This is a genomic window from Corynebacterium sp. UMB2355A (assembly GCF_033877495.1).
Taxonomy (GTDB): Bacteria; Actinomycetota; Actinomycetes; order Mycobacteriales; family Mycobacteriaceae; genus Corynebacterium; species Corynebacterium pseudogenitalium.
This window is the reverse complement of sequence record NZ_CP138855.1, coordinates 756,660-772,240: the sequence shown is the minus strand read 5'-3', so window position 1 is coordinate 772,240 and position 15,581 is coordinate 756,660. Positions and strand designations below refer to the sequence as shown.

The 15,581-nt window shown below is 60.2% G+C and carries 13 protein-coding genes; 8 read left to right on the top strand and 5 right to left on the bottom strand.

Annotated features, from left to right (window positions below):
- The first annotated feature begins 15 nt into the window (after positions 1 to 15).
- The 4 genes from R0V12_RS03760 to R0V12_RS03745 all read left to right on the top strand — a co-directional run bounded on the left by R0V12_RS03760 (position 16) and on the right by R0V12_RS03745 (position 4,233).
- Positions 16 to 1,377 (top strand): sugar porter family MFS transporter, encoded by a 1,362-nt coding sequence (locus R0V12_RS03760; RefSeq protein ID WP_070361971.1) that lies wholly within the window; start codon positions 16 to 18, stop codon positions 1,375 to 1,377.
- Between the two features lie 114 nt (positions 1,378 to 1,491).
- On the top strand, positions 1,492 to 1,614 hold the full coding sequence (ykgO, locus tag R0V12_RS03755) for a type B 50S ribosomal protein L36 (RefSeq protein ID WP_018020497.1): 123 nt from the start codon (positions 1,492 to 1,494) through the stop codon (positions 1,612 to 1,614).
- Between the two features lie 69 nt (positions 1,615 to 1,683).
- A complete protein-coding gene (locus tag R0V12_RS03750; RefSeq protein ID WP_320072869.1) occupies positions 1,684 to 2,523 on the top strand; it encodes a serine hydrolase in 840 nt (279 codons plus the stop codon).
- 489 nt (positions 2,524 to 3,012) lie between these two features.
- Positions 3,013 to 4,233 carry an HNH endonuclease signature motif containing protein gene (locus tag R0V12_RS03745; RefSeq protein ID WP_320072868.1) on the top strand — a complete coding sequence of 407 codons (1,221 nt, stop codon included), beginning with the start codon at positions 3,013 to 3,015 and terminating at the stop codon, positions 4,231 to 4,233.
- 18 nt (positions 4,234 to 4,251) lie between these two features.
- Here R0V12_RS03745 and R0V12_RS03740 read toward each other — a convergent pair whose 3' ends face one another.
- The 4 genes from R0V12_RS03740 to R0V12_RS03725 are packed head-to-tail and all read right to left on the bottom strand — an operon-like array spanning position 4,252 to position 10,268.
- A complete protein-coding gene (locus R0V12_RS03740) occupies positions 4,252 to 5,526 on the bottom strand; it encodes a putative Ig domain-containing protein (protein ID WP_320072867.1) in 1,275 nt (424 codons plus the stop codon).
- Between the two features lie 26 nt (positions 5,527 to 5,552).
- Positions 5,553 to 7,868: a chymotrypsin family serine protease gene (locus R0V12_RS03735; RefSeq protein WP_320072866.1), complete on the bottom strand. Its 2,316-nt coding sequence runs from the start codon at positions 7,866 to 7,868 to the stop codon at positions 5,553 to 5,555.
- A 31-nt stretch (positions 7,869 to 7,899) separates the two neighbouring features.
- Positions 7,900 to 9,450, bottom strand: coding sequence for a phytoene desaturase family protein (gene crtI, locus R0V12_RS03730; protein ID WP_320072865.1), 1,551 nt, complete (start codon positions 9,448 to 9,450; stop codon positions 7,900 to 7,902).
- Positions 9,447 to 10,268: a phytoene/squalene synthase family protein gene (locus R0V12_RS03725; protein ID WP_320072864.1), complete on the bottom strand. Its 822-nt coding sequence runs from the start codon at positions 10,266 to 10,268 to the stop codon at positions 9,447 to 9,449. Before R0V12_RS03725 ends, crtI begins: the two co-directional genes overlap by 4 nt.
- Before the next feature lie 268 nt (positions 10,269 to 10,536).
- Between R0V12_RS03725 and nrdH the strand changes: the two genes are divergently transcribed.
- The 3 genes from nrdH to nrdE all read left to right on the top strand — a co-directional run bounded on the left by nrdH (position 10,537) and on the right by nrdE (position 13,576).
- Positions 10,537 to 10,764 (top strand): glutaredoxin-like protein NrdH, encoded by a 228-nt coding sequence (gene nrdH, locus R0V12_RS03720; protein ID WP_070361976.1) that lies wholly within the window; start codon positions 10,537 to 10,539, stop codon positions 10,762 to 10,764.
- A 69-nt stretch (positions 10,765 to 10,833) separates the two neighbouring features.
- Positions 10,834 to 11,379 carry a class Ib ribonucleoside-diphosphate reductase assembly flavoprotein NrdI gene (gene nrdI / locus R0V12_RS03715; protein ID WP_070478473.1) on the top strand — a complete coding sequence of 182 codons (546 nt, stop codon included), beginning with the start codon at positions 10,834 to 10,836 and terminating at the stop codon, positions 11,377 to 11,379.
- A gap of 85 nt (positions 11,380 to 11,464) precedes the next feature.
- Positions 11,465 to 13,576 carry a class 1b ribonucleoside-diphosphate reductase subunit alpha gene (nrdE, locus tag R0V12_RS03710; protein ID WP_070478486.1) on the top strand — a complete coding sequence of 704 codons (2,112 nt, stop codon included), beginning with the start codon at positions 11,465 to 11,467 and terminating at the stop codon, positions 13,574 to 13,576.
- A 24-nt stretch (positions 13,577 to 13,600) separates the two neighbouring features.
- Here the strand turns inward: nrdE and R0V12_RS03705 are convergent, their stop codons facing one another.
- Entirely contained in the window at positions 13,601 to 14,323 is a 723-nt protein-coding gene (locus tag R0V12_RS03705) for a FadR/GntR family transcriptional regulator (RefSeq protein WP_320072863.1), read from the bottom strand.
- 264 nt (positions 14,324 to 14,587) lie between these two features.
- Here R0V12_RS03705 and nrdF point away from each other — a divergent pair, with 264 nt between their 5' ends.
- Positions 14,588 to 15,577, top strand: coding sequence for a class 1b ribonucleoside-diphosphate reductase subunit beta (gene nrdF / locus R0V12_RS03700; protein ID WP_070363445.1), 990 nt, complete (start codon positions 14,588 to 14,590; stop codon positions 15,575 to 15,577).
- Positions 15,578 to 15,581 lie beyond the last annotated feature (4 nt).

Here is a 15,581-nt window from a genome sequence, read left to right as displayed (position 1 = left end):
TGCATATTGGTATGCATGCAACAACTCACCACTGCCCAACGAAGCTACGTCCGGAAAGTTGCGGGCGTCGCCGCGCTGGGCGGGCTGCTCTTCGGCTACGACACCGGCGTGATGAGCGGCGCGCTGCTCTACATCACCCCCGAATTCCAGCTCACCCCAGGGCAAGAAGGGCTTGTGACCTCGATGTTGCTCGTCGGTGCCGCGGTCGGCGCGCTCAGCGGCGGAGCGATCGCGGACAGGCTCGGCCGCAAACGCACCTTAATAATGGGCGGCCTCGTGTTCATCGCGGGCTCGCTGTGGTGCGCGCTTGCGGGGTCGGTGGAAGCACTCGCGGCGGCCCGAACGTTCTTAGGGGTCGGTGTCGGCGGAGTGTCTATCGTGGCGCCGATGTACATCTCGGAGATGGTGCCCGCCCGGGTGCGCGGCAAGATGGTATCGCTGAACACGCTGATGATTGTGGTGGGGCAGCTGCTCGCGTACTCCGTGAACTCCGCACTCGCCTCGACCGGCAGCTGGCAGCTGATGCTCGGACTCGCCGCAGTCCCCGGAGCCGCCCTGGCCGTCGGCATGGCATTCCTGCCTGAAACGCCCCTGTGGCTCGCCCGCCACCAGCGTATCGACGCAGCCCTCACCATCGGCGACCGAGTCGGCATGACGCGTGAAGAACTCACCCTCGAAACCACCGAAGACGCCGAGCTTCGCGCCCAGCGTGGCGGCGAGTGGGCACGTCTGCGCAACGTTCGGTGGCTACGCATGACCGTGCTGATCGCCGCGCTGCTCGGCATCACGCAGCAGGTCACCGGTGTGAACGCCATCGTCTACTTCGCGCCAACGATGATGAACAAAGTCGGCCTCTCCACCGAAAACGCCGTCTACACCTCCATGGTGATCGGGCTCGTCTCCGTCGTCGCGTGCTGGGTCGGACTGCAGGTCATCGACAGGATCGGCCGCAAACGACTACTGCTCATCGGCCTGAGCGGCAACGTCATCTTCCTCTTCGCACTCACGCTCACGTACCGTGCCGCGGAAAACAACGCCGCACTCGCGTGGGTCTCACTCGCCTGCATGGCGCTGTTCATCGCGTCGCAGCAGGCAGCAGTCTCGCCCACCACCTGGCTGCTTATCTCCGAGCTGGTCCCGCCACAAATCCGCGGCGCCGGCATGGGCCTCGCAGGGCTTGCACTGTGGGTCATGAACTGGATCGTCGCCCAGTTCTTCCTCCCACTTGTCGACGCCCTCTCCGCCACCGCCACCTTCTCCATCTTCATCATCTGTGGCATCCTTGCAGCAGGATTCGTCCGCTACTTCGTCCCCGAAACAATGAACCGGAGTCTGGACGAAGTGGCGTCGGAAATGGAGCAACGCTACACCAAGTAGCACCGGCGTTTTGGTTTCCCCACGTGATGGGGTAATATAACGCGACGTGTCGCGACCAGACTGTTTCCAGTGGTCGCACGAAGATGAAGATCCTCGATTAGAAAGGAGCGCCCGATGAAGGTCCGCAAGTCGCTTCGGTCGCTGAAGAACAAGCCGGGCGCCCAGGTTGTGCGCCGCCGTGGCAAGGTTTACGTCCTGAACAAGAAGGAGCCACGCTTCAAGGCTCGTCAGGGCTAATTCAGCACTCGTGAAAACCCGCACCTCGTGTGCGGGTTTTTTCGTGCCCGGGGCACTAGGGTGGTGGAGGTGAAACGAGCATGCTGCGCCCTCCTCGCCGTGACCGCCCTCGGGGCCTGCGGGACACCCACTAACGACGCCCCGCCGACCATCACCGTCACCTCAACGACAACGCACCCGAACGCTCAGCCGCCTGCACCAGTTGACGAACCGGTGGGCGAAGAGGACGTCGATAAGCTGCTTTCCGCCATCGCTGATGCTGTTGCCAACCAGTTCGGAGGCACCGTCGCAGTCGCCGCGGGCGGGGTCGGCAGCAGCGACGACCCAGCGATGCCTGCCTGGTCAACCATCAAAGTCCCCCTCGCAGTTGCCGCGTACCGCGTGGCGCCCGACACCGCGCAGCTCGCAGCACCCGCCGCGATCACCGCCTCAGACAACGACGCCGCGCTGCAACTCTGGAACGCCCTGCCACCCGGCGCCGGCGATACCGTCTTGGCCGAGGGTGGCGTACCAAAAACCATCAACACCGAACGCATCCGGCCCGAGTTCTCAACCTTCGGCCAAACCATGCTCACCGCCGCCGAGGAGTCCACCTTCATGTCCAATCTGAGCTGCCTGAGCGGCGCCGGCCCCGTCCTTGAACTGATGGGACACATCGTGCCCGGGCAGGACTACGGTCTCGGCCAGCTCCCCAATGCGCGGTTCAAAGGCGGGTGGGGGCCCTCGGTGACTGGTGGATACGAAGTGCGCCAGATGGGACTCGTGTCAAATTCCGCAGGGCAGGACGTTGCTTTGGCTTTGGTCGTTGTCCCCGCCGACGGCAGCTACCAAACCGGCCAGGCCATGGCTAACGCCGTTGCAGAACAGCTCCGGAGCCAGCTAGATCAGCTGCCGGTTGCGGCATGCTGATTGGTTGATGTGGGTGTCCGCGGGGCGGACAAACAGCTGGCGAAGCTTGGCTCAACCCACCTCTCAATAAGTAAGGTTTCCGCGGCGCGGACACCGCTTCGTGAATTGCATCGGCGAAGCATGCGTTCCGCGGGGCGGACTACTCGCCGGTTAGTGCAGGCCAACCTTATTTACTGTCCGCCGCGCGGACTCCAACGAAGCTTTAGTCGACTCCAGTAGCATTCCGCGGCGCGGACACTTCGAGCCCTTTGCGACGGCCTTGTTCACAGTCCGCCGCGCGGATACCACTTCGTGATCTCTACCGCCGATTCCCGTATTCCGCCGCGCGGACACCCACTCACACACCCGTGCTCGAAGGTGGGCGTCGAAAAGCCAACCCCCACACTGTCCGCCGCGCGGACACCCACCAACAAATATTTGAATAAACCTCTTGACACCACCATTCGAACACGTATACTAAACAAAACAACCAAAACACCAGGGGGAACCATGCACACCACCATCGACGCCGACACCATCATCAACACCATCGTAGAAAGCGCACGCCTGTTCGCATACTCGCACGCGGAAATACTGACCGCGATCGCCGAATTCGACACCCACAACCTCGCCGAAGCATACGGGTGTGCCTCAACCGGGGCATGGCTTGCCAGAGTGCTAAAAATGAAACGCACCCGCGCCTACGAATACGCCGCCGTCGCACGCAAACTCACCGCCTTTCCCACCATCCTCGACGCGCTGCGACAAGGAAGCATCGACTACACCAGCGTGCGCTACATGCTCGACTACGCCACCGACACAAACCAACACGAACTCGTAGAAATAGCGCGCTACTCCGGCTACCAAGGCCTCGTACATGCCCTGGCAGGCGCAACCCCCACCGAGAAACAACCTCAGGATGCTGGTGAACACTGCGGGCTGACCATCCGCGAAGATGGCCAATACGTACGCGGCTGGTTTTGCATGAACGCTACCGACGGTGTGGCCTTTCAAGCAGCCCTGCGTGCAGGCGCACACGCCTATGCGGATGATAACGCGGTGGATGAGGCTGATGCGCAGATGATGCGCTCGACCTTCGGGCTGCCACCGGCACGATTAATGCTGCAATCACTCATGGGGATGGTGCACATGGTGCGCACCGGGGCTGCCACACACGCCACGATGGCGCCGGCGGCACAGGTGATGGTGCATATGACATCAGATGGGCGAGCGTTTTTACCGAATCACATGGCGGCGCCTGCCGCACGGCTTGCCAACTTGGTAGATCATGCAGATTTGATGGGTGTGCTCTATGACGCCCAGGGGCAGGTGATTAGGTTTGGGCGCAAACGCAGGCTTGCAAGCCCGAAGCAGGTGCAGGTGCTTCTAGGGATGTGGGGGCATAAGTGTGCGGTGCCAGGCTGTGGGCATACGCGGTTTTTGCAGATGCATCATATTCGGGATTGGGCTGAAGGTGGTGCGACGGATTTGGAGAATTTGGTGCCGTTGTGCTCGAGGTGTCATTCGTTGGTCACGGATGGGTTTATTCGGGTGGTCAAGCCTGGCCCGACGTTGTATTTCCGGTTTGCCAGTGGTGAGCAGTGGGTGTGTGAGCCTGGTCGGGTGGGGTATCGCGATGATGCTGCCGAGATTGAGTTGGATGGGTGGGGTGTGGATTCGTTTGCGGATGAAGCCGCACCGACGTGGGATTGGGACACACCCAAGGTTTAACCACGTCGGCGCATCTTCCTACGGCAGCATCGACTGAATCTGCTTCATGATCTGAGGGTTCGTAGCGACGACACCACCAACCAACGCGATGATGCCCAGAATTACCAGTGCGGCGATTCCACCCTTCGAGGAACCGGAAGCGCTGCCGTCCTCTGCAACCTGAGGCTGCGTTGGATCTGAGGCAGGAGGCTCGGATTGTGTAGTAGTTGCCGTAGTTTTCTCAGACGGTGCTGCAGACGATGTTGTCTTGCCTGTTGACTTAGTCGGAACCGGTGTCTGGCGAGGAGGCTCTGCAGCGGGAGTTGTCTCCTTCGGCTTCTGCGGAGCTGACGTAGAAGGCTTCGAAGCGGTTGTTGTCTTGGTTGGGCGAGGCTTCGGCACCGACAGCGTGATTGTCTCGGAAGCTTGATTGCCAGCTTCATCCGTGGCGGTGATGACTACGCGGTGTGTGCCCGAATGCTTGGTCGAGCCAACAATTCGGCTACCTTTAAGTCGCAGACCAGCTGGCAGACCGGTCACAGACAATGCCGTTTCAGTTGCGTCCTCGACACCGATAGGCAAGTCGAACTTGGTTGCTGCAGGCGGGTTGTGGTCCACCAAGATGCGAGGCCGGACGGTGTCCACCACGCGGAATCCAATTGTGCCCTGGCCCGTATTTCCGGCCGCATCAAACGCCTTGACGGAAGCTTGGAAGGCGCCGAGGTCTGACGGGGTACCGCTGATGGTGCGGGAGCTTTCGTCGAAACGCAGTCCGTGCGGGAGGCCCGAAACGGTAACCCGCTCCACCCCTACGCTGTCTGTTGCATCAACAACATGCGAGAACGGTGTACCAATTTCGTGCTCAAACTCGGTGTTTTGCACTGTAGGTCCAGTGGTGTCCTCCACAACCAGCTCGAGCTCCGACTCGGACGTGTTGCCGCTGGTGTCGGTAGCGCTGATGGTGACGGCGTGCGAGCCGACCGCGTCGGTGACGCCATCGATGACGCCGTTGGTGTCGTCATAAGACAGGCCTCGGGGCAGGCCGTCGACGCGCACACTGACTGGGGTTACGTCGTCAACGTCGACGCTGATGGAGTCATTGAATTCCGAATTGGCTTCCCAGCGAGCGTTGCTCCGCACGTTGATGGTCGGCTTCTTCGTGTCGCGCACCTCGAGCGGGATGGTCGCCGTCGCGCTATTGCCGGCGGGGTCCGTGGCGGTTACGTGGATGTCGTGCGTTCCGACTGCGTTGGTCTGCCCGTGAATGTGTCCCTCATATGACGTGAGGTCATCGGGGAGAGCGCTGACTGTCACGTTGGGGGAATAGCCGCTGTTGTCGGTTACTGGAATCTCAAGGTCGGCGTACTCGCCGGCCTCCAGATTAACGGAGTGGTATCGATGACCGGCGCAGTGGCGTCGGCAATCCAGAATTCGAGGTTGCGTGAGGTCTCGTTCCCGAGGGTATCTCGCGCTGTTACATTCGCGTATTGCCAACCAGGCTTCGTCGGTGTCCCTCGAACAGTGACGGTGGCGCGGAGCCGTGGTTCGTCGTACTGAATGTCCGCATACAGACCTTCTGGCAGGTCGGTTACCTCGACGGTCAGCTCGTTGTACTCGTCCGTGATGGTGAATTCGAACGGTTCGATTTCGGCATCGGAGTCGAATTCTTTCTTTTCGACGTCCCCAATCACGGGAGCGGTCTCGTCAGTTGCTTTCGCGTATTCGTAAAGAAGGTCTTCTTGCCAGCCCTCCGGAAGCTCGACTGGGTTGGCGTCGACAAGGCTTTGGACTTCAATGCCTTTCACGTTGCCGTTGTCGTCGTAGTAGATCCCGGAAACAAGGCCTGCGACGTCGTCTCCGATGGTGACCGGCGTGTTGATCTCTGGGACGAAATCACCGTAGGGGAGAAGCAGGATCGCGTCGCCGATGGTGCCTGCCACGGTCAATGAACGCCAGTCGATACTAGCCGTGTCCCCCAGGTGTACTTGGTCGGTCGATAGGAGCGCTCCAGGAGTCTCGGCGTTTTCGCCCAGACGTGTGTCATCCGGGGCTTGGATGTATGGGAGATGTGCGTCGAAAAATGTGCCGATTTCGGCCAGTGCCCAGTGCTTGGGCCACCCGTATGTCGTAGAAACTCCGCGCGCCCCGCCCGGCCCGGTGCACGCAGGACTTGTGTAGATCCGCTGATGGACGTGATCGACGTATTTCGCTGTGCACTCCTGGTCGAGGAAGAGATCGCGATCGTTGTCGTCGAGGCCCACGGCGTCGCCTTGGTTGACCGCGACGGGGTTCTCGGCCTCGTCCTGCGCTTTTTGGTACGCGTCCCACTGTGCTTTCGCGAGGCCCGAGTAGTTGACGTACTCGTCGCTAGTTGGAGTCTCTTCCCATCCGACAGCAATACCGTATTTGTGGGCTTGACCTGTTCCGACTCTATCGTTCCCGGAGTTCACGCCGATAAAGTGACGCTTGCCGTCTTCATCAATGACCCAGTTTGGCCCGCCCGAATCTCCCTTATGCATTGGGTCGTCTTGTGTGAAGTGGATGACATTATTGATCACGCCCATGACGTAGTTCTGCATCACGTGGCCGGTCGTTTGACCGAAGCCGTACACCATCTGACCGACCCGGAGCATTGACGGCAACAGAACGCTGTCGGAGGTGTAGGCATTCTCTCCAAGTAACGCCGAGCGGTGTTCGGGGATATCGATGTAGCCCCAGTCTTTGCTCATGGTGCTGTCGGTGAGATCGCCTTCGAAATCGAACTCGGTCACCACCGTGCCTAGGTAATAGTTCCTGTTTTGTGTGTCGGTGAAGTAGAGAGGGCCGCCATCGCTGCAGTGACCAGCTAGGAAAATGCGGTTGTTGGGCTTATCGATGTATCCGACGGTGCAACCATGACCGTTGTTGAAAATTTTGTCACCCTGGTTAATCGTGCTTACTTCGCCCGGAGCATATGACAGCATGGATTCACGCTCGAGGAGTAACGCCACTTTGTTCGGTTCGCTTGTCGGAGGAACTTCTGGGTCTGCGAGGAGGACGAGTCCCTGTCTGTGGTCGTCGTTGTCAAAGACCCCCTCATACATCCCGAGGTAGCGGCCGCCGACTGAAACTGGTGCGCCATGTGTCAAATACGCATGGCTCGGAAGTGTAATCGCCAGGAAACCATCGGTGGTGTTCTCAATCGTTGCATCGTAGTCTTCCCGTGGGCCGTGAACGGTCACGGTATCTCCGGCCGAGAGGTACGAACCGAGAACTGGCTCAGCTGACTCACCGACTTGTGGAAGCAGCGAGTCCGGGATCGCGTAGGAAGCGAAGCGATTCAGGAAGAGATCTTTGTTGTGAGAAAAATCGGTCTGCCTGTCCTCGAAGTAGTGTATGGAGCCCTCGGAGTCGCGGTAGTACAGGGAATGCCCTTCGCCGCAAAGCGCGTCGGTATACACACGCCCATCCGCGATGTGGGCAACCTGGCAAAAGTACTCAGCGCCACCCTTTGAGAATGAGAGCTCATCCCGCTGCTCGAACAGCTCCTCATGCTGATCGGGCACCCACTGACTTGTCGTCTGGGCTGTGGCGTCGGGCGGGGAGAAGACAGTGGCGCTCATCGCGAAGGCTGTGAAAAGGGCGATAAGCGTCTTACCAGGTCGGAAGCTTCGCATGAATTAAATGTACAGAATCTTCACGAGCTTCTCACAGTTTTGGTATAGGAGATGCGTCACGAAGTCTGAGCATGCGCTTGACCACGTTCTCGGCAGAGATGAGGCACATGGGCACACCGACGCCCGGGACGGTGGTTTGCCCCGCGTAGTACAGGTTGTCCACTTTGGCGGAAATGTTGCGACCGCGGAAGAACGCGGATTGCCGCAGGGTATGTGCAGGCCCGATGGCGCCACCGGCGAAGGAGTAGTAGCGTCCGGCGAAGTCGGCGGGGCCGATGGTGCGCTTCACGACGACCCGTTCCCGCAGGTCAGCGACGCCAGTGCGTGCGGCGATGAGGTCGAGTGTCGCGTCAACGATGGCGGCGACACGCGGGGACTCTGCAGCGCCGTACGCGTCCCCGTGCCCGATCGACGGGTCGGCCGCGACCGGGATGAGCACGAACAGATTCTCACACCCGGCGGGCGCGACAGTCGGGTCCGTGGCGGAGGGCTTGCACACGTAGATCGAGCGCGATGCGTCGCGCGAGCCGCTGCTGTCAGCAGGGAACACGGCGTCGAAGTCTTCGCCCCACTCCTCGGAAAAGAACAGCGTGTGGTGAAGCAGTTCCGGCAGCGCACCGCGCACACCAATGAGCGCGAGTACGCAGCTCACACCTGGGTTGTGGTGCTTAAAGTGCGCCTCGGAATAGGTGCGAGCAGACGCGGGGAGCAACGAAGTCTCGGTGTGGTGCAGGTCTCCGGCGGCGACGACGGCGTCGGCAGGCAGGAAGCGTTCTCCGCTGTCGCTGAGCACGTGGATGCCGGTGGTGGAGCCGTCGATAACTTCGATGCTGGTGGCCTCGTGCTCAAGCAGGATTTCGACGCCGTGCGCGCGGGCGAGCCGCTCGAGCGCGGTGACGATGCCGCTGAATCCGCCTTGTGGGTAGCGCACGCCGAGAGTCAGGTCGGTGTGGCTCATCAGGTGGTACAGGCTCGGGGTGTCGCGCGGCTGTGAGGACAGGAACACCGCCGGGTACTGCAGGATCTGGCGCAGGCGCGGGTCGCGGAAACGCTTGTCCACGTAGCGCTGCAGCGGCTGGAGCAGCAACACCGCGAGGGTGAATGCGCGGGAGACGACGTCGCGGTGCAGGAACGGCCGCAGCGAACTGAACGTGGTGTAGAGGAAGCGGTCGAGCGCGATGTTGTAGACATCGGCGGCGCTGGCGAGGTAGTCGCGCAGCGCGTCGCCCGCGCCGGGCTCGAGGGACTCGAAGAGGTCGGCGACGGCGTCGGTGCCGAAGGGGACGTCGAGAAGCGGGTGGTGTTCGGGGTAGATGCGGTAGCCGGGGTCGAGCAGCTGGAGGTCGAGTTCGGCCGCGGTGGAGGTGCCCATGAGCTCGAAGAAGTGGTCGTAGGCCTCGGGCATGAGGTACCAGGAGGGGCCGGTCTCGAAGCGGAAGCCGTCGATGCGCAACTCGTCCGCGCGCCCGCCGAGGTGTCCATTCTTTTCGACGACCACCACCGCCGCACCGCGCTTCGCCAGCAGGCACGCTGTTGCCAGGCCTGCGATTCCCCCGCCGATGATGACAACGCGCTCCGTCACTGCAGCCTCCTTCCCGTCGCCGCCGTCCGCGCGATGATGGCTGCTTTCCGCGGCGCGGACACCCGGACTCGTTGGGTGAGGATGGCTTCTGGTGGCGTGTCCGCGAGCAAGTCGGTGAGCGCTTCGAACAGGTTCGCCGCTACCGCGACGGCGACACCGCAGCGCTTGGGCAGCGCGGGGATGGCGGACCACGCGGCGTCGAAGTCGTGGCGGATGTCCGCGATGATCGCGTCTCGGCCGGCCTTGGTTAGCGGGTAAGAAGCTTGCGGGAAGTAGTTACGGGCGAGCCGGTTGGTGTCGTCGGCGTAGTCGCGCAGGAAGTTCACCTTCTGAAACGCGGCCCCCAGCGCCCGCGCACCTTCCTGCAGCTTGCTGTACTTGGCCTGGGGAGGGCGTCGGCCCCCGAAGAAGACATCCACGCACAGCAAACCGATGACCTCGGCGGAGCCGTAGATGTATCGCTCGACGGACTCCTCCGTGTGCGCCTCGCCGGTTACGTCGTGGTGCATCGAGGTGAAGAACGCGGCGAGGTGGGCGTCGTCGAAGTTGCAGCGGCGCGCGGTATCGGCGAAAGCGTGCAGGATCGGGTCGGTGTGGAACGTGGTTGCTGTGGCGCTGCGGACGCGCTGCTCGTAGTCCTTGAGGGCTGCCGCGCGCTCGGGGGAGGGGGCGGCACCGTCCACAATTTCGTCGGCGATGCGCACCACCGCGTAGAGGTTGCGGATGTCGGTTCGCTGCGGCTCGGGAAGTAGTCGCGTGGCGGCGCCGAAGCTCGTCGAATAGCTGCCAATGACCTCGCTCGCGGCGCGCCGTGCCATGTGGCTGTAGCGTTGCTGCGGGCTGGGGTGGGAGCGAAACATTGGTGGGCTTTCAGGTCATCGGAAGTGATTTTTCATAGTCTAGGCTACATGTGGACCCGCGGTGGGAGCCGTGCTGGGAATACCACGCGTGTAACTACTATATGTAGTATCACTTGCAGAAATATCACCCAAGGTATAGTGTCTTCTCTTGTAGCGCCGATCAAGACGGCGCGGGGAAAACTCCCGAAATAGTCTTCATTTTATGTAGAGAGAGAGCCCACAGGTTATGTCTATTACCGTTTACACCAAGCCGGCGTGCATGCAGTGCAAAGCAACTACCAAAGCACTCGAAAAAGCAGGGCTGGAGTACGACCTCGTAGATATCTCCGTCGACGACGAAGCGCGTGACTACGTCCTCGCGCTCGGCTACCTCCAGGCACCAGTCGTTGAGGTAAACGGCGAGCACTGGTCTGGGTTCCGCCCGGAGCGCATCCGTGGCCTGGCTGCGGCTTAACTCTTCCGACGTCTAACGCCGCTAGTGTTTTACACATTGGCGGCTCTTTTTATGTAGAGGGCATCCAACATGTTGATCGTGTACTTCTCGTCGTTGACAGAGACGACGAAGCGGTTCGTCGATAAGGTGAGGCTTCCGGCGCAGCGTATTCCGTTGCGGCGCACGGACCCAGCACCAATTATCGACGAGCCCTACGTCCTCATCTGCCCGACCTATGGCGGGGGCGTATCGATGACGCACGTGAACACCAAACCTGTCCCGCCGCAGGTCATCAAGTTTTTGAATGACGAACACAACCGCAGCTATATCCGTGGCGTCATCGCGTCTGGCAACTCCAACTTTGGCACGGACTACGGCCTGGCTGGTGACGTAATATCGGAGAAGTGCAACGTCCCGTACCTTTTCCGCTTTGAGCTGCTGGGTACTGATGACGACGTGCTTCGCGTGCGCAGCCAGCTGATCGAGCACGCCGACCGCCTCGGTTTGCTGCCGCTGACCCCCGAGCAGGAGGAAGCGCTAGAGTCGGTTGGGCAGCTGCCGGGGCAGGAAAACGCACAACGCTTAGCGCAACTGCGCGAGAAATATACAAATAAATACCGTAACGCCGATCGTTAATTAACACTGAAGCATCAAGAGGATATCTGTGTCTACGAACCCTATTCATGGCAAGAATGTGCCGGAGCCGGTCAACGAGGCTGACATGCTGGACTACCACACGCTCAACGCACTGCTGAACCTGTACGACGAAAACGGTCAGATCCAGTTCGATAAGGACCGCGAGGCTGCGAATCAGTTCTTCCTGCAGCACGTGAACCAGAACACGGTGTACTTCCACGACCTCGAAGAGAAGATGAAGTACCTGGTGGACAACAAGTACTACGAGCCCGAGGTTATTGAGGCATATGACTGGGAGTTCGTGAAGGACACGTTCAAGCGTGCGTATGCCTTTAAGTTCCGCTTCAAGTCCTTCCTGGGCGCGTACAAGTACTACACCTCCTACACGCTGAAGACATTCGACGGTCGCCGTTACCTCGAGCGCTTCGAGGACCGCGTGGCGATGACCGCGCTCTTCCTCGCCGACGGTAGGGAAGAGGTCGCATCCGCGCTCGTCGACGAGATTATGACGGGCCGCTTCCAGCCGGCGACGCCGACATTCCTCAACGCAGGCAAGGCGCAGCGCGGCGAGCTCGTGTCTTGCTTCCTGCTGCGCATCGAGGACAATATGGAGTCCATCGGCCGTGCGATTAACTCCTCGTTGCAGCTGTCGAAGCGCGGCGGCGGCGTAGCGTTGCTGCTGTCGAACATTCGTGAGGCCGGCGCGCCCATTAAGCACATCGAGAACCAGTCGTCTGGTGTGATTCCAGTGATGAAGCTGCTGGAGGACTCCTTCTCCTACGCAAACCAGCTCGGCGCACGCCAGGGCGCAGGTGCTGTGTATCTCAACGCGCACCACCCTGACATCATGAAGTTCCTGGACACCAAGCGCGAAAACGCTGACGAGAAGATTCGTATTAAAACGCTCTCGCTGGGCGTCGTCGTCCCAGACATCACCTTTGAGCTGGCGAAGCGTAACGACGACATGTACCTGTTCTCGCCGTACGACGTCGAGCGCGTCTACGGCGTTCCGTTCGCCGACATCTCCGTCACCGAGAAGTACGAAGAGATGGTGGAAGACCCGCGCATCCACAAGTCGAAGATTAATGCGCGTCAGTTCTTCCAGACGCTGGCGGAGATCCAGTTCGAGTCCGGCTACCCGTACATCATGTTCGAGGACACCGCGAACCGAGCGAACCCGGTCAAGACTGGCCGCATTAACATGTCCAACTTGTGCTCCGAGATCCTGCAGGTCAATTCCCCGTCGGAGCTCAACGCTGACCTGACGTACGCGAAGGTCGGCCACGATATTTCCTGCAACCTTGGCTCCTTGAACATTGCGATGGCGATGGATTCCGACGACTTCTCCCGCACCGTCGAGACCGCAATCCGCGGTCTTACGGCGGTGGCGGACAAGACGTCGATTGACTCGGTGCCGTCGATCCGTGAGGGTAACGACGCCTCCCACGCCATCGGCCTGGGCCAGATGAACCTGCACGGATTCCTTGGCCGCGAGCACATCCACTACGGCTCAGAGGAAGGCCTCGACTTCACGAACGCCTACTTCGCGGCCGTGATGTACGAGTGCATCAAGGCATCGCACAAGATCGCAGTGGAGACGGGCAAGAAGTTCGAAGACTTCGAGCGCTCCGAGTACGCCACCGGCGAGTTCTTCGACCGCTACAACCCGGAGGATTTCCAGCCGAAGACGGAGAAGGTCAAGGCGCTGTTCGAAAAGTCGACGATTGCAGTGCCGACGGCCGAAGAATGGGCAGCACTGAAAGAAGCGGTCGCTCGCGACGGCATCTACAACCGCTACCTGCAGGCAATCCCGCCGACCGGCTCGATTTCTTACATCAACAACTCAACCTCCTCGATCCACCCGATCGCGTCGAAGATTGAGATCCGTAAGGAAGGCAAGATCGGTCGCGTCTACTACCCGGCGCCTCACCTGAACAACGACAACACCGAGTACTTCGACGACGCCTACGAGATCGGCTTCGAGAAGATCGTCGACACCTACGCTGTCGCTACGAAATACGTCGACCAGGGCCTGTCGCTGACCCTGTTCTTCAAGGACACGGTGACGACGCGCGACCTGAACCGCGCGCAGATCTACGCATGGCGCAAGGGAATTAAGTCCCTGTACTACATCCGCCTGCGCCAGATGGCCCTGGAGGGCACCGAGATCGAGGGCTGCGTATCCTGCATGCTGTAAGCGCTGGTTGAGAACAGTGCTGGCTTAGAACTCGACGAAGCCGTCCACTCCGCGCAGAAGGCTCCAGGATGCGTTTTCTGCTCCTGTTGAGTCGCCGGATTGGATGGCTTCTGCCACTTTCAGGTGGTATGCCATTGCATCAAGGTGTGGGTCGTTCGGCATGATGCCGTAGCGGGTGCGCCCTTCAAGCACGTACAGAATGGGAAGGGTGAGGGTGCTAAACATCTCGTTGCCGGAGCACTCCAATATTAAGGTGTGAAAACGTTTATCCGCCTCGAGGAACGCGTCCGTGTTGCCCTGTCCAGCTTCGGAGAGCTCCATGAGCTGTTCGGCGAGCGCCTTGAGTTCCTGTGCTTGTTCCTTCGTTGCGTTCGTCGCTGCGAGCGCTGCTGCGACCGGCTCGACTGCCTTGCGCAACTGGTCGAGTAACACGATCTGCTTCGCTCGGTGCGCTTCGCTGCTGAGACGCCAACGGATCACCGCCTGGTCAAAGACAGCCCAGTGTGCTTCCGGCAGCACCTTAATGCCGACTCTGCGAGAGGAGCTCACAAGCCCAAGCTGCTCCAGCGCGCGCATTGCCTCACGCGCGACTGTGCGCGAAATCCCAAACCGGCTGGAAAGATCCTGGAGCGTAAAGCGCTCTCCCGGCGCCATTGTCCCCGATACAATCTCGCCCCCAAGCTCGTCGAGCACCTTGGTCAGAAGAGGTCCTTCGGCGGATTCGGAAGGATCGAGGGTGAGAGGCATGCTATTCATCCTTTTTCTCGTATCGGAGAGTTTGAATTGAGACTATTAATCAGCATAACCCCGGCTGTGAACTACAACGCAACGAGTCGGGCATGGGTGGGGGTAGGAGGGGGTGAATCCTAAGGAGAAAGCGCTGTAGGGAACTGGTCGCGTTTGGCGAAAGTCAAAGTCGGCTGTCCGGAATGTACCCCCGCCAAGTGTCCGCCGCGCGGACAATCGCAACCGGCGCCGCTGCGTAGAGGCGCTTGCGCTAAGATGGGCGCCATGACTGAAGAGTATCTTGGCTACCTGCAGGCTCATAAGGAGCCGATGAAGGCGATTAACTGGAACGAAATCCCTGATGAGAAGGACCTCGAGGTCTGGGACCGCCTCACGGGTAACTTCTGGCTCCCAGAAAAGATTCCTGTTTCGAATGACATTCCGAGCTGGAACACGCTGACTGATGATGAGCAGCTTTCCACGATGCGCGTGTTCGCAAACCTGACGCTACTGGATACGCTGCAGGGCACCGTCGGTGCGGTATCTCTGCTGCCGGACGCGAAGACGCTGCACGAAGAGGCCGTCTATACGAATATTGCGTTCATGGAGTCGGTGCACGCGAAGTCCTACTCGAACATTTTCATGACGCTGGCGTCCACCCCGCAGATTAATGAGGCGTTCCGCTGGACAGAAGAAAACAAAGAGGTGCAGCGCAAGGCTAAGATTGTAGAGTCCTACTACCGTGGCGACGACCCAATGAAGAAGAAGGTCGCCTCCGTCATGCTGGAGTCCTTCCTCTTCTACTCGGGCTTCTACCTGCCTTTGAACTGGGCGGTGCACTCGAAGCTGACGAACACCGCGGACATTATCCGCCTCATCATTCGCGACGAGGCGGTGCACGGCTACTACATCGGGTACAAGTACCAGGTCGGCCTGCGCGACGAGTCGCCGGAGCGTCAGGAGGAACTCAAGGAGTACGCCTTCGACATCCTCTACGACCTGTACGAGAACGAGATCCAGTACACGGAAGACATCTACGATCCGCTGGGCTGGACCGAGGATGTGAAGCGATTCCTGCGCTACAACGCGAACAAGGCCCTCAATAACCTGGGCTACGAGGGACTTTTCCCGGTCGATGAGGCTCGCGTTTCGCCGGCGATCCTGGCGTCGCTATCGCCAAACGCTGATGAGAATCACGACTTCTTCTCTGGCTCGGGTTCCTCGTACGTCATTGGCAAGGCCGAGGAGACCGAGGACGATGACTGGGACTTCTAACCCT

Bases quoted from the DNA above. Each gene is read 5' to 3' on its own strand.
- nrdE (WP_070478486.1), top strand. From the start codon at position 11,465: ATGCTGGACTACCACACGCTCAACGCACTGCTGAACCTGTACGACGAA.
- R0V12_RS03705 (WP_320072863.1), bottom strand. From the start codon at position 14,323: ATGCCTCTCACCCTCGATCCTTCCGAATCCGCCGAAGGACCTCTTCTG.
- nrdH (WP_070361976.1), top strand. From the start codon at position 10,537: ATGTCTATTACCGTTTACACCAAGCCGGCGTGCATGCAGTGCAAAGCA.
- R0V12_RS03735 (WP_320072866.1), bottom strand. From the start codon at position 7,868: ATGCGAAGCTTCCGACCTGGTAAGACGCTTATCGCCCTTTTCACAGCC.
- nrdF (WP_070363445.1), top strand. From the start codon at position 14,588: ATGACTGAAGAGTATCTTGGCTACCTGCAGGCTCATAAGGAGCCGATG.
- ykgO (WP_018020497.1), top strand. From the start codon at position 1,492: ATGAAGGTCCGCAAGTCGCTTCGGTCGCTGAAGAACAAGCCGGGCGCC.
- nrdI (WP_070478473.1), top strand. From the start codon at position 10,834: ATGTTGATCGTGTACTTCTCGTCGTTGACAGAGACGACGAAGCGGTTC.
- R0V12_RS03725 (WP_320072864.1), bottom strand. From the start codon at position 10,268: ATGGCACGGCGCGCCGCGAGCGAGGTCATTGGCAGCTATTCGACGAGC.
- R0V12_RS03760 (WP_070361971.1), top strand. From the start codon at position 16: ATGCAACAACTCACCACTGCCCAACGAAGCTACGTCCGGAAAGTTGCG.
- R0V12_RS03745 (WP_320072868.1), top strand. From the start codon at position 3,013: ATGCACACCACCATCGACGCCGACACCATCATCAACACCATCGTAGAA.